At 76.2% G+C, this 13,764-nt stretch carries 6 protein-coding genes; 3 read left to right on the forward strand and 3 right to left on the reverse strand.

The window, feature by feature from the left end; all coding sequences use genetic code 11:
- Positions 1-99: 99 nt before the first annotated feature.
- The 3 genes from OG455_RS33770 to OG455_RS33780 are packed head-to-tail and all read left to right on the forward strand — an operon-like array spanning position 100 to position 9,159.
- The gene (locus tag OG455_RS33770; protein ID WP_266300091.1) at positions 100-945 is read left to right on the forward strand and encodes an alpha/beta fold hydrolase; all 846 of its coding nucleotides are present in this window, start codon (positions 100-102) and stop codon (positions 943-945) included.
- Positions 938-4,114, forward strand: coding sequence for an AAA family ATPase (locus tag OG455_RS33775; protein ID WP_266300092.1), 3,177 nt, complete (start codon positions 938-940; stop codon positions 4,112-4,114). The genes OG455_RS33770 and OG455_RS33775 overlap by 8 nt, the downstream gene beginning before the upstream one ends.
- Entirely contained in the window at positions 4,111-9,159 is a 5,049-nt protein-coding gene (locus tag OG455_RS33780) for a hypothetical protein (protein WP_266300093.1), read from the forward strand. Before OG455_RS33775 ends, OG455_RS33780 begins: the two co-directional genes overlap by 4 nt.
- Before the next feature lie 79 nt (positions 9,160-9,238).
- Here OG455_RS33780 and OG455_RS33785 read toward each other — a convergent pair whose 3' ends face one another.
- From OG455_RS33785 to OG455_RS33795, 3 genes are read right to left on the reverse strand one after another with little or no spacing between them, the layout of a single operon-like run.
- On the reverse strand, positions 9,239-11,395 hold the full coding sequence (locus OG455_RS33785; RefSeq protein ID WP_266300094.1) for a hypothetical protein: 2,157 nt from the start codon (positions 11,393-11,395) through the stop codon (positions 9,239-9,241).
- A complete protein-coding gene (locus OG455_RS33790) occupies positions 11,392-11,994 on the reverse strand; it encodes a type VII secretion system-associated protein (RefSeq protein WP_266300095.1) in 603 nt (200 codons plus the stop codon). The genes OG455_RS33785 and OG455_RS33790 overlap by 4 nt, the downstream gene beginning before the upstream one ends.
- A 43-nt stretch (positions 11,995-12,037) precedes the next feature.
- Positions 12,038-13,759, reverse strand: coding sequence for a putative T7SS-secreted protein (locus OG455_RS33795; protein WP_266300096.1), 1,722 nt, complete (start codon positions 13,757-13,759; stop codon positions 12,038-12,040).
- Between the last annotated feature and the right edge of the window lie 5 nt (positions 13,760-13,764).

The following is a 13,764-nucleotide window of genomic DNA, read 5'->3' on the forward strand; positions in this document are numbered from 1 at the left end:
GGATCAACCGCCAACTGACCTACCGCTGACGTGCGCTGGTGTAGTGTCAGTTCTCCTCGCGATGGGGCGGATCGGCCGGGGCGGGTGTGGAGGGCAGCGGTGGCACAGGTCGTCGGAGTGCACGGAATCGGGTGGACCTGGTCGTCCCGGGCGGAGATCGCCGAGGCGTGGCCGGCCGCGCTCCGCAAGGGGCTGGAGAACGGCCGCTCCCCGCACGCGGACACCTTCTCGTTCGAGCCCGCCTACTACGGGGCGCTGTACAACATCGGCCCCGGCAAGAGCGCCGGTGAGCCGCTCTACCAGGCCGCCGACCTGCGCGCCGGCTTCGAGCTGGAGCTGCTGGAGGAGCTGGCCGAGGGGGTGGGGCAGGCGGCCTCCGCCGACGGGCCGCAGGCGGCCGCGGCCAAGGGCGCGCTGGTGCGGAGCCCGCAGACACTGCTCAACGCGCTCCTGAGCGTGCCGTACGTGGGCGGGGCGACCAGCTCGGCCTTCATCCGGCTCTTCAAGCAGGTGCACCGGTACTTCGAGGAGCCCGAGCTGCGGGCGGCCGTCCGCGCCGAGGTGGTGGCCGCGGTGCGGCCCGACACCCGGGTGGTCGTCGCGCACTCGCTGGGCAGCGTCGTCGCGTACGAGGCGCTCTGGGCGCACCCGGAGTGGCGGATCGACACGCTGGTGACGATCGGCTCCCCGCTGGGCCTGCGGAGCGTGCGCAAGCGGCTCGACGCGCCGGGGGAGGGCCACCCCGGGCTGCCGCCGTCCGTGCGCCGCTGGGTCAACGTGGTCGCCGACCAGGACGTCATCGCCCTGGCGAAGCGGCTGAAGGGCCGCTACGGCCCCGCCGTCGAGGACTTCCCGGTCACGAACCCGCTGCGGGGTGTCCACAGCGCCGACTGGTACCTGCAGAACCTGCGCACCGCCCGTGCCGTCGGCGCAGCGCTTGGCTGAGCGCTGGTTCCTGCTCGCGGGCGACGGCGACTACGCGCAGTCCACCGGCCTGGAACCGCTGACCTTCGTGGCGCGCGAACTCGCCCTGATGCGCACCGCCCTGACCGAGCTGGGCATGACCGAGATCGGGCCCCCGCCGCCGGGGGCCGGGGAGCGGGGACTCGGCCAGGCCCGCCAGGCGCTGGTGGACTGGCAGCGGACGCTGCCGGTCGGCCCCGCCCACCCGCCGCCCCTGGTCCTGGTCTACTGCACCGGCCACGGCCTCCAGCGGCGCGCCGACCGCTGGGGCCTCGTGCTGCCCGAGCACACCTCCGCCCAGCCCAGGACGCTCTCCGCGCTGGACATCGTGGAGCCACTGCTCGGCAGCCAGGAGGAGGGTCTGCCCCAGGTCGGCCAGGTGATGCTGGTGCTCGACGCGTGCTTCGCCCAGCTGGGCGCGCTGCAGGGCATCCAGCAGATCTCCGGTCTCGCGGACGAGCTGCGGGCCACCGGGTTCGACGTCTGGCTCGTCGCGGCTTCCCAATCCGTCGAGAAGGCGCGGCAGTTGGTGTTCGTCCGGGCCTTCCGGGAGGCGCTGCGCGGAGCCGACGGGCGGGCGGCCGTGCTCGATCCCGACCGGCTGGTCGAGGCGGTCAACGCGCACATCGAGGGGCCGCAGCAGGTCTGGATCGCCCGCTCGGGAACCCGCTCCTGCGAGGTGCTGCCGGACCCCGGGCACATGCCCGCCGCGCCCCCGCGCCTGGACCGCGAGTGGAGCAACGTCGGCCGCGGACTGACCGGCACGACACCCCGGCCCGGCTGGTTCTTCTCCGGCCGGGCGGCCGAGCTCGACGAACTGCGGCACCACCTGGCCGGGTTCGGCGCGTCCGGCCTGCTCGTGCTGCGCGGTGCGACGGGGACCGGGAAGAGCGCCCTGCTCGCCCGCCTCGCCATGACGGGCATCGCCGCCTGGCGCCGCGAGGTGCCGCCGATCGAGCGCCGCCGCGGCTCCCTGCCGCCGCAGGACGGCGTCCACGCGATCGTCAGCGCCAGGCCGGCCACCACCGACGAGCTGGCCCGGCGGATCGGGCGCGCGCTCGACCTGCCGCTCGGCCCGCACGCGGGGCCCGCTGAGCTGATCGACACCCTGGAGCGGCTGCCGCGCCGCGCGATCCTGGTGGACGACATCGACCGGGCCGGCACGGACCCCGCCCTGCTGGTGACCGAGCTGCTGGAGCCGCTCTGCCAGTACGCCGACGCCACGATCGTGCTGGCCGCCCGCCCCGCGCCCGGGACGGACGCCCTCTGGGAGCGGCTCGGCGTGCCGGTGCGCACCCTGGCCGCCGACCCGAAGGCCGTGCGCGCCTACCTGGGCGCGTACCTGGAGCACCGCACCGGGGCGTTCGCGCGGCAGGACGGCGCGGCGGAGGTCGCGGTGGTGGCCGACGACCTCGCGGAGGCGTGCCACGGCCACTTCGACGCGGCCGCCCACGCGGTGTTCACGTTCCATGAGAGCCAGGGGGACCTGGCCGCCGCCCGAGCGGCGGCGGGCAGGAGCCTGCGCCTGCTCTACGGCGAGCTGCTCGGCGCGGCCGCCGGCCGCCCCGGCAACTGGGCCGAGGCGATGCTCCGCCCGATCGAGGCCGCGGCGGCCGGCGGAGCGCGGGCCGGGCTGACCGCCGCGGAGTGGGCCGCGCTCGCCACCGCGCTGGACCCTGCCGGAGCGGCCCACCGCCCCGAGGACGCGCGGGCCGCCGCCGAACTGCTGGGCCCGGCCGCGCTGCCGCACGGGGCGGGCCCAGCAGCACGGACCTGGCGGCTCGCCCACCCGCTCGAACCGGGCCGGGACAGTTCGAAGTTCGCCGCCGCCGTGCGGACCGCCCTGCCCCCGGACGGCCCGCCGGCCGACCGGGCGTGGGCCGTCGCCCGGCGGGCCTGGCTCCTCGCCGACCTGGCGCGGCAGGACCCCGAGCGCTTCCGGGCCGAACTCGACCTGCCGGACTTCTGGCTCTCGCTGCCGCCCGAGGTCGCCGCCCGCCTGGTCGGCGACCGTCCGGGCCTGCTCGGCTCGGCGGCGCTCCGCGAGGCCGTGCGGTCGCTGCCCCCGCAGAGCCCGCCCGGCGCCAGGGCGTTCCGGTTGAAGTCCGTCCTGCTGAGGGGCGGGGCCGCGGAGCAGGCCACCGCGCTGGACATCCGCCGCTTCGGCTCCCCGGTCGGGCTGCGCTGGGCCGCACCCGAGGACGACGAGCCCCCGATCACCACCGAGCTGGCCGTCGCGGAGGGATACGCGCTGACGGCCCATCACGACGGCTCGCTGCGGCTCTGGGAGACGGCCACGGGATCGGTGGCGGCCGTCCTGGCGGCGGCGCACTCCGGCGGGGTCCCGTCGGGCCTCTCCCTCGCCGTCGTCGACGGCCGGCCGGTGGTGGTGGCCGCGACCGGGGGCGGCGCGCTGCTCTGGCGCCCGGACGGCGCGGGCGGGGAGCCGGTGCCGCTGCCGCCGTCGCTGCTGGCCCCGGGCGAGGCGTTCGCGCTGCTGGCGGACGGGCGGCTGGCGGTGGCGCGTGGCGGGGGCATCGAGGTCACCGAGCTCGGCGCTCGGCCCCGGGCGGCGGCACCGCCCCTGCGCATCGGCCGTCCGGTGAGCCGGCTGCTGGCTGTCGGCGGAGCCGCCGCGGCCGGCCTGGTGGTGGTGGAGGCCAGGGGCACCGTCACCACCTGGCCGATGGCACCGGGGGCCTCTGCGGTGCGGCCCGCCCCGGTCCTGGCGGCGGCCGGTGCCCGCCTCGCGGTCGCCGCCTCCGGGCGCACGCTCGCCGCGGTGGGAGCGGACGGCCAGGTGTACGTGTGGGGGCGGGGCGCCGCGGTGGGCGGCGGGACGGCCCGGCCGCTCGCCGCGCCCGGCTGCCTCGCCGTCAGCGACCAGCTGGTCGCCACGGCGAGCGGTGGCCGCCATCCCGCGCTCACGCTCCGGCCGCTGGCCACCGGGAACGCCGCGGTCGCCGAGCTGCCGCTGCTCGACACCCCGGTCGCGCTCGCCTTCGCCGAGGACGGTGGCCTGCTGCTGGTGGCGGACACCAGGGGGCTGCTGTGCCTGGAGGTCCAGGTCGACCCCGCGGTCCAGGCCGACCCCGCGGTCCAGGCCGACCCGTCGGCAGTGCCGCCCGTCTTCGAGGAGGAGCCGCAATGAGTGCACCGGATCCCGTCCCCGCCCGCGACGTCCCCGCCCGCGACGTCGTCATCGGCGCGCTGCTCGCGCTGGACCGGCTGATGGACGCGTCCGAGCAGGGCGAGCCGCCCGAGCCGAAGTCACTGGAGGCCCTGCTCGTCCACCTGGCGGAGCACGGCCTGCGGCCGCTGATCGAGCAGCCGGCGCTCGCGAACCTCCCGGCCTGGCTGGTCCGCGGCACCGAGCGGGGCCTGGGGCGGCTGGTCGGCGTGCTCACCGAGGAGAGCGGCGAGGACGACCCCTGGGGGTTCCTGGTCGGCGCCGTGCAGGAGGTCCCCGGGCTGGGCGGTGACCTCCTCACGCTCCTCGGCGACGCGCGGTGCGTGGGCGCGGGCGATCCGGTCGCGCGGTCGGGGGCCGGCATCCTCGACGTGGTGGCCCTCTCGGAGGGCCGGGCGTGGGTCGCCGGGCTGCGGGCCGGTACCGAGGACGGGGAGAGCGGGTCGGCCGGCCCGGACCACGACGCCGCGGCGCGGGAGCTGCTGCGGGGAGCCAGGCGCTGGCAGTCCGTCTCCCGGGCGACCGGCCGGGCCGCCGGGCAGGCGGTCGAGGCGGTCCGCGCGCTGCTGGCGGACCTGGACGTCCGGCGGGCGGTCCGGGCGGCGCCCGCGCAGGCCGCCCTCGGGCTGCTGCCGCCGCAGTCGCTCGACGATGCCGCCGTCGCCCTGCCCGCGGCCCTGCGGACGCTGGCCCGCACGCTGGACCTCCCGGACCTGCGCTACCCGGACAGACCCGTGCTCGCGGCCGGCGCGAGTGCCCAGGGGCAGCTCGGGCGCCGGAGCTACCAGCCGATGGACGCGGCCGAGGCGCGGGTGCGGGCCGAGGCCACCGGCGGGGCGCTGGTCCACCCCGGTGACGGCGGCTGGTACCTGACCCCGAGCGCCGGCGGGCCGTCCGTCCGCGTGGTGGCCGACCCGGCGCTGGGCCTGGCCGGAGCCGCCCAGGCCTACTGGGGCCCGGCGTGGGACGACTGGCAGCGCGCCCAGCACCGCACCGCGCTGGGGGATCTGCGCTGGTCCCTGCGGGAGTGGCGGGAGAGCCCGGCCAACCAGCCGCTCGCGGACATCGAGACCGGGCAGGTCGAGCACCTGCGGCGGATGTTCCAAGGGGACAGCCGCAGGGTCGCGGTGCTCGGCGGGCCCAGCGGCTCCGGAAAGTCGTGCATCACCCGCTGCTTCCTGCGGCGGATGGCGGACGAGGGCCGGCCCGTGGTCCTGCTGGCGCCCGACAGCGGTGAGTTCCCGTCCCAGGGGGTGCTGCGCCAGGTGGTCCGCCACGCGCTGGCGGCCGCCGCGCCGCCCTCGGACGGGCCCGGGCGCCCGGTGGTGGTGCTGGACGGCATCCGTCCGCTCGGCGAGACGGATGCCGACCAGATCCTGCCGTCCGTCGCGGACGAACTGGACGTCAGCCTGCTGGCCGTCCTCCAGTACGACGTCACCACGCACCACGACTGGCAGACGGAGTCGCTCACGGTGCTGCGCTCCGTGGTCCGGCCGGTCGCGCTGGCCGACTTCGCGGCCCGGGCCCAGGCGGCGCACCCGGACGCGGTCTCGGGCAGCGAACGCTTCATCAGCGCGATGTGCCGCCGCTACCCGCACGATCTGCACCGGTTCAGCCACGGCCTGGTCATGGCGCGCCGCAAGGGCATCGACACCGTCGAGGAGCTGGAGGAGGAGCTGCGCGCCCGGTTCACCGAGGAGCTCGGCGCGCGCACCCAGCGGCAGGTCGCGCTGGTGGCCGCGCTCTCCCTGCTCGGCGGCGAGCACGTCGTGCCGGAGGCCGAGCTCGAACTGGCGGCCGAGCTGGACGGGCTCGGCGCGACCCGGGGAAGGCTCCCGGGGAGCTACCGCTTCGACAGCCGCGCCGACTGTCAGCAGCTGCTCGCCGCCTTCGCCCGAACCGAGTACCCGGACCAGGCGAAGCGGCCGGAACCGGGGCGGCTGCTGGTCGCACTGGTGGCGCCGGTGCTGGCCGAGTTGCTGGGCAGCGGCCCCGAGGAGCCGTCGGAGAGCGTCGCGGAACGCCCGCTGGCCCTGCTGCGCGGGGCCCGGCTGCACGACGACGCGGTCTGCCGGCAGCTCACCGACGAGCTCTGGCAGGAGCACCGGGAGGCGCTGCGCGGCTGGGAGCGGATGGCCTCGCCGCTGGAGCTGGCCGTGCTGCTGCTGGCCGTCGACTCCTCACTCGGCGACGAGATGTTCACCGAGCTGCTCCGCACGATGCTGGACGGGCTCCCGGAGGCCCGCCCCGGCACGGCCCGTGAGCTGCTGCCCGCCGTCCGGGCGGTCCACCGCTACCGCCACCGGATCGGCGACGAGGAGCTCGACCGCCTGCTGGCCTGGTGCGAGGAGCGCTTCGCCGGGATCCTCGACCGCAGGCCCGCCGCCGGCGACCAGCTCTTCAGCCTGCTGGAGCTGTTCAGCAGGTTCCACGACGCCGAGCTCGACCGGTTCGTCGCCGCTCGCGGCGCCGAGATCCTGGTGGGGCTCGACCCGAAGCGGGCCCTCGACTACCGCACGGTCTCCCGGGTGGACGAGATCGTGCGGCGGGCCAGGCGGATGAGCGGCGAGCAGAGCGCCGACGCGTGGGTCGAGAACACCCCCGAGGTGCAGAAGCTGCTCGCGCACACCCCGAACCCCCTGGACGGCGCCGCGCTGTTCATGGCCGCCCTCGTCCTGAGGCTGCGCTTCGACCACGAGTACCACGACTGGGACGCCGTGCTCCAGCGCTACGGCGACCGGCTCCGCCGCGCGCTGCGCGACGCGCGGGCGTGGGAGCTGCGCTACGCGCTGGACGAGGCACGGCGCTTCAACCTGGTGTTCGTGACGAAGATGCTCAACTCGCTCAACGCGCCGAACTCGACCAACGCCTTCGCCACCGCGGCCCGCGGCGCGCTGACCCGCGGCGCGCTGCCGGCGGAAGCCGCCCTGCTGCTGCGGACCGTGAGCGAGATCCACAGCGCCACCGCCCGCAAGACGATCTTCACCGGGGACGACCCCCACGCGCGCGCCCTGGCCGTCCGGTTGGCCGAGCTGGTCAAGGAGAGCGACGACGCGAAGGGGGCCGGACTGCTGCTCTCGGCCGCGGCACGGGTGGACGACCTCTTCCTGACCGGGACCAAGGGCTGCGCCTGGCACCTCGCCGAGGCGCTGGGGCAGGAGTGGGTGACCCGTCAGATCGACGGCGACCCGCGGATCTCCGTGCAGTACCACCTGATCAAGGGCGTCTGGGAGGTCGACGCGTCCTACCGCGCGCAGAGTCTGGACCTCTTCGTGGAGGTCACCGCGCGGGCGCTCAACTACTCGATGCGGCCGTGGGGTCCGCAGGTCGCCCTGCTCATCGGGCAGGACGACGAGTTCGGCTCCGTCTTCATCGAGAAGCTCGGCCGGGAGGTCAAGGAGGAGCGCCTGCTGTCCGGCATGCTGACGGCGGTCAGCCTGGAGGCGCGGCGTCAGTTCCACCGGCTGGGGCCCGCGATCTACCCGGCCCTGCCGGTGGCGTACCTCCAGCGCCACACCCAGCGGGAGTTCGCCGAGCGCGCGCGGGCGTCCTCCGCGAGCAGCGCGGCGCTGTGCGCGCGGGAGACCATCAGGACCCTGGTCGCCGGCGGCCTGACCGCGGCCGACGCGGGGCGCTACGTCCTGCTGGAGAGCGACCGGGAGAGCGTCGAGGAGGCGGGCCGGCGCTGGGCCGGGCGGCTGCGCCGGGGCTCCAGCAGCAGCGAGGTCACGGAGGTGCTCAACGTGCTGAGGCAGCTCGACTCCGCCGCCGCCACCGCCGTGCTGGCCTCGCTGGACATCCGGCGACCCTCGGCGCGGGCCGGCGCGGGCACCGTGCTGCAGGACCAGTTGCGCCGGGCGATGTACCGGGACCCGGTGGAGGCGGTGGGCCTGCTCACCGCGGTCGAGGGCCTCGCGCCCGGCCGGGGCGAGGAGTTGATGCGCCAGGCGCAGCGGGACGGCAACAAGCTCTGGAACACCTTCACCGTCGAGCTCGGCCACATCCAGCACCCCACCCAGCAGTACACGGTGCTGCGGCAGCTCGTGACGCTGGGCCTGCGGCCCGACCAGCCGCACTCGGCCTGGATGGACAACCTCAGGCCGCGCCTGGACGCCATGGCGCGGGAGGTGACCGGCCCGGCGCCGTTGCGGGACCTGGTGCGCCTGGCGCTCATCTGGCGGACCGAGTGGGCGAGCGAGCTCGCGGCGCTCATCGACGCACCGAAGGTCGCCCGGCGGCTCGCCCACGGCCGGGTCGACGACCTCTCGCAGCTGGCCGGCCTGCTGTCGACGCTGCGCACCGCCGGCGCCGACGCCGGCGTCGAACTGCTCCTCGACGTCCTGGAGGAGCTGCCGCCCGACTCCGTGGTCCGCTCCCTGGAGCTGCGCTTCGCCGACGCGCTGGTGGAGTTCGCCCGCCGCTGCCGTCCCGCCCTGGCCGCGCGGCTGGCGCCGGCACTCGCGGAGTCGATCGGCCGCCGGGTGCGGCGCGCGGTCGTCTTCGACGAGGCCGAGCACTGGGAGGAGATCGGCTGGGCGGCGATGACGCTGCGCCTGATGGACCGCGTGGACCTGATCCCCCCGCAGCTGCCGGGGCGGCTGCCGAACCAGGCCCATCCCTACGCGGCGGTCTGGGGGGTGCGCTGGCTGCCCCAGCAGGACTGGACGAGGCGGACGGTGGAGTCGGGGATGGCGGTCGTGCTGGGGGCCGCGCGGCCGAGTCCCGGGGCGGCCTTCGTCGCGCTCGCCTGCGCCTCGCAGGCGGGCCGCACCGGGGAGCTGCTCGCCGCCGACGGGACCTGGCCGAGCGTCGCCGCCAGCGGGGCCCGCGCCCTGACCGTGCTGCAGGGCATGGCCGGTGAGGACCGGGTGCTGCGCAGCGCCCTCGTCGCCCAGCGCGAAGCCGTCCTGGAGCGCATCGACCGGCCGACGGCGCGGACCGCGGGCCACCGCGACCTCGCCAGGGCCTGGTTCGACGCGGAGCCCCTCGACTCGCTGGGCGCGTGACCCGGGCGGCTCGCGTGACCCGGGCGGCCCGGGTCGGCTCGGTCAGCTCGGTCAGCTCGGGTCGGCTCGGGTCAGCCGGTCAGTCGGTCAGCCGCAGGGAGAGGATGCCGTCCGGGGTGGCCAGGAAGATGCGGCCGAGCGCGTCCACGGCGGCGGAGTGCACGGCCGAGCCCAGCAGCAGGTCGCAGGCGGGGTCCGTCTCGGTCAGCCGGCGGATCCGGACGAAGCCGTCGGCCCAGGCGGTGACGAGCAGCGGGCCGCTCGGGCTGTCGGCCAGGGCGAGGGCGGTGACCGGGGTGGGCCGGGCGTCGGCGGGGGTGGTCAGCGGGGGGCGGCCCACCGCCCAGACCCTGACCTGGCCGTCGAGGCCGCCACTGGCCAGGAGCAGCTCGTTGGTGGCCGCCACGTCCGTGGCGGCCACCGCGCTGACCGGGCCCTGGTGCAGCGGCTCGGGCGAGCGCAGGTCGGAGTCGTCGGTGCGGAACCAGTGGAGGTGGCCGGTGGTGTCGCCGGCCGCGAGGCCCGGGGTCCGCATGCCGTGGGGCGGGGCGAGGGCGGTGAGGCCGGTACCGAGGGCCCTGGCGATGGACGAGGCGACCACGGCGGCGTGGCGGTTGGGGACGGCGGTCGGCGGGGGGACGAGCTGGAAGGCACCCGCGGGGCCGAGCAGCAGCAGGTCGCCGCTCCTGGTGCAGGCCAGGCAGTCCGGTGCCGCCGCGGGTCCCGGCGCCTCGGGTCCCGGCGTCTCGGGTCCTGTCGCCTCGGGCAGCGAGCGCGGCTGGTCCGTCTGCCGGCCGTCCTCCGGGTTGAGTTCGCGCAGCCGGCCGTCCGGAGTGAGGACCAGCAGACGGTCCTCGTACGGGCCCTGGCCGAGCGTCAGGGCGAGCACCGGGGTCCAGCGGGTCCAGTCGACCTGCCAGGGCAGGCCGTCCCAGGCCGTGGGCTGCTGGGCGAGCAGGTGCAGCCGGAGCACGGCCGAGCGGGAGCCCGGATCGGGGACGGCGGCGACCGCCGGGCCCGCCAGGTTCCAGGCCCGGCCGGTCAGCGTCGCCAGCACCTCGGCCGGGGCCTGGTCGAGGACCCGGCCGATCGTCGCGGGGGTCGCGCGGATCAGCAGCTGGGCGTTGCCCAGCAGATCGGCGGAGGAGCCGGCACGCAGGGTGAACTCGGCCAGCAGCGCGACGACTTCGGGATCGGCGGTGGTGAGGTCCGCGGTGCCGTCGGGCGTCCGCGGGAGTCTGCGGCCCAGCGCCGCGGCCAACTCGGCGGCCGAGGGCGCCGGGCCGGAGGCGGCGACCAGGGTGGCCAGCCGGTCGGGGCGCAGCCGCCAGGCGGTGCCACCGGGCTCGGCCGGGAGCAGCGCGGCGGCGCGCCGCACCGCCTGCTCGCCGCCGGTCCTGGGCAGGGCGGCCCACTGGCGCTCCGTCAGCGGGAGGTCGGCGGCGGCCAGCGCGCGCAGGGCCGGGCGCAGCTCCTCGGGTACGGCGGCCCACCAGGCCTGGCAGGTGTCGGCGCCCGGGGCGCTCGCCGCCGAGGGCTTGGCGGTGCGGGCGGCGAGCAGGGCCAGGCCGGGGCTCGGGTAGACGTTCTCCGGCCGGGCGCCGAGCGTGGCGCACCAGGCGGCGAAGCGCTGCGGGTCGGTCCACCGGGGATCGTCCAGGTCGAGCACGGCCGGCTCGGGGACGCCGGGCACCGGCGCGCCCTCCACCAGCAGTCGCAGACCGGGCAGCGTCAGCAGCGGCCCGAGCAACTCGCGCGTGATGCCCGCCGGGTCGGCGGCGCGCTGCAGGTCGGTGACGGCGATGACCGGCGGCTCGGGCAGGCGGGCCAGCGCGGCCAGCAGCGCGGCGGGCGTGCGGGTGGCCCGGGCGAAGGCGCGGCCGAGCTGCCAGGTGGCGCCGCGCGGGCTCAGCCCGGCGGCGTCCAGCAGGACGTGCAGCTGCCGGGTCGGCCGGGCGGGCGGTATGCCGGTCGTCGTCGTCGCCGTGGTGGGCGGGCGGGCGGTGGCGAGCCAGCGCAGCAGGTGGCTGCGGCCGCTGCCCGAGGCGCCGGTGACCAGGCACAGGCGCGGGGCCTGCGGGTCGTCCAGCCAGCGCAGCAGGGCCGAGCCGGCCGGCCGCCGACCGGCCGGCAGGGGCGGCAGCCGCACGCCGTCGGTGGTCGCGTCGGTGGTCGCGTCGGTGGTCCGTGCGGCGGTGCTGTGCGCGGCGCTGGACTGCGCGGCATGCTCGGTCATCCGGTGGCCTCGGTGGCCTCGGGGGCCTCGGGGGCCTCGGCGAGGTCGGCCAGCGGGATGGTGACGCAGACACTGCTGCCCGGGTTGAGCCGGACGCCGCCCGCCGGTAGCGCCGAGGCGAGCTGACGGCCCGTCACTTCGCGCCAGCCCGGCCAGGTCGTGGGGACCAGCTCGCGCGAGGTGCAGGCGTCGACCACACCGTTCTCGACGTACAGGCTGGTGTCCTCGGGGCGGGCGAGCAGCAGCAGCGGTGCCTGGGCCAGCGCGGCGAGCAGCTGCGCCGAGTCGCCGTAGCCGGTGGCCGCCAGCTGCAGTGCGGCCTCCGCCGCGCTGCGCGGCACGGGCAGGCCGAGCGACTGGGGGGAGGGCCGGTACTTCGGGTTGTGCCAGAACCCGGCGATCTCCCCGTGCGCGTCCACCTGCCAGCCGCCGATGATCCCGAACGGCGGCACCTGCTCGTCCGGCCCGAACGCCGGGTCGGTCGCGTAGAGCCAGCTGCCGGGACGGCTCCTGGCGGCGGCGCGCATGGCCTCGCTGAGCGGTGGCTCGGGGCGCTGCTCGGGCTGCGGCGCCGGCGGCTGCTCGGGCTGCGCGCTCATTCTCGGGGCTCCATCTCGTTCGTCTACCGGGCGATCCTACGGTTCACGGGGTGGGTGGCGGCAGGCCGGCCCCGGTTCCCGCGCTCGGTTTGTAGTAGGGGTTGGGCTCGAACGGGCCGAACTTCTTCCGGGCGTCGTCCCACGGCTGCCAGCCCTTGATGTTCTCAAGTTTGACGCCGCCCGGCATGACGATCTCCGACTCCGCGGCGAAGGTGTTGTCGGGAATCGTGGCGTTTACGTCGATGCCGCCGGGAGCGTCGATCTCGTACCGGTAAGGCTTGTTGCGCGTGTAGGCCGGGTCGCGGCTGGTGCCCACGAACGCGGAGGGCTCGTTGTGGCTGACGTAGCGGGGCAGGTCGGTGTTCTCGGACTGCAAGGGCTTGAAGCCCTCGTCGGCGATGATCTGGTCCGGCGTGCGGCCGTCCCAGCGGTAGAGCGGCTCGGTGCTGGTGCGCCAGAGCGGGTTGCCCGGGATCTTGGAGAGGTCCACGTTGGGGTCGACGGCGACCTTGAGCGGGTCGGTCGGAGTGGTGGTGACGTTGGACAGGTCCGGGTCGAGCTCGTCCATGCCCTTCTCAAGGCTGTCGAGCGAGGTCTGGGCGCTGTCCATGGCCGCGGTGTCGAGCACCGGGGCGCCGCCGGCGGGGGAGGCGGAGAGCGGTGCGCCGAAGTCGGCCGGGAACTCGCCGGCGTCCTGGGCGGCGCTGGTCCCGGCCTTCTCCGCGCCGGTCTCGGCGGTGGTGGTGGCCACGTCCTTGGCGCCCGCCTCGGCGACGTCGGTGGTGACCCCCTCGGCCGCGCCCGCGCCGTCGGTGGCGGCGGTGAGCACCAGGTTGGGCAGCAGCTTGCCGAAGGCCTGGGTGGGATCCGAGCCCCAGCCCGAGCCGACCAGGCCCTGGATCAGCTTGGTCGGGTGCTGACCGGCGTTCACCAGGCCGGCCAGCGTGGTCGACACCCCGTCGACGTACTGCGCGGGGTGCGCGATGTTGTACGGATCCTGCGGGTTGAGCGAGCGGCCGAACTTCAGCATGTCGCCCACGCCCTTGACCACGCCGCCCGCCAGGTGGACGACCTCGTTCGGCGCGTCCTCGACGACGTCGTGCAGGTCGTCCTTCATCTGCTGCCAGAAGCCCGGCTTCTTCGGCGCCAGACCGGTGGCGTGGTCGAGCACGGCGGCGACCTTCACGCCCGCCGCGTCGCGCTGGCGGCGGGCCTCGGTCAGCTGCTCCTGGGCGGCGGCGCGGTCGCCGGCGCCCGGGTCCTGGAACGCGCCCGGGTCGGTCGGCTTGCGGTCCGGGAACTGCCCGGCGGCGACGGCCTTGTTGTAGCTGTCGACGCCCTGGTTGTAGTCCTTGACCGACTGGTCGTACTGCGATTTGGCGGTCTTGGAGGTGTTCTGGGCGCGCTGGTAGGTGTCGTGCGCCTGCTTGGCCTGGTCCTGGGCCCAGGCCACGACGTGCGCGAAGTCCTCCATCGCGATCGCGGCGTCACCGCACGCGGTGGCGGCGTCCGCCCACTTCTGCGGGTGCTCCAGGTACTTGGCCCGGAACGCCTCGCCGGCCTTGCCCTGCCAGTGCGCGGTGTCCAGGGCGGCGAGGCCCGAGTGGGTCTCCTCGAAGGCGATCTGGAACTTGCGCAGGTGCAGGGCGTTCTTGTGCAGCTCGTCGGGGTCGCCGTGCAGCAGCTCCGCCGGGTCGTCGGTCTGGCCGAGATCCATCTCGGGCACCGCGAACGCGTAGCCCATCCCGGGCGGCATGCCGCTCATGCGTC

The sequence above is a fragment of the Kitasatospora sp. NBC_01287 genome (assembly GCF_026340565.1).
In the GTDB taxonomy this organism is placed as follows: Bacteria; Actinomycetota; Actinomycetes; order Streptomycetales; family Streptomycetaceae; genus Kitasatospora.

Bases quoted from the DNA above. Each gene is read 5' to 3' on its own strand.
- OG455_RS33785 (WP_266300094.1), bottom strand. From the start codon at position 11,395: ATGACCGAGCATGCCGCGCAGTCCAGCGCCGCGCACAGCACCGCCGCA.
- OG455_RS33780 (WP_266300093.1), top strand. From the start codon at position 4,111: ATGAGTGCACCGGATCCCGTCCCCGCCCGCGACGTCCCCGCCCGCGAC.
- OG455_RS33795 (WP_266300096.1), bottom strand. From the start codon at position 13,759: ATGAGCGGCATGCCGCCCGGGATGGGCTACGCGTTCGCGGTGCCCGAG.
- OG455_RS33790 (WP_266300095.1), bottom strand. From the start codon at position 11,994: ATGAGCGCGCAGCCCGAGCAGCCGCCGGCGCCGCAGCCCGAGCAGCGC.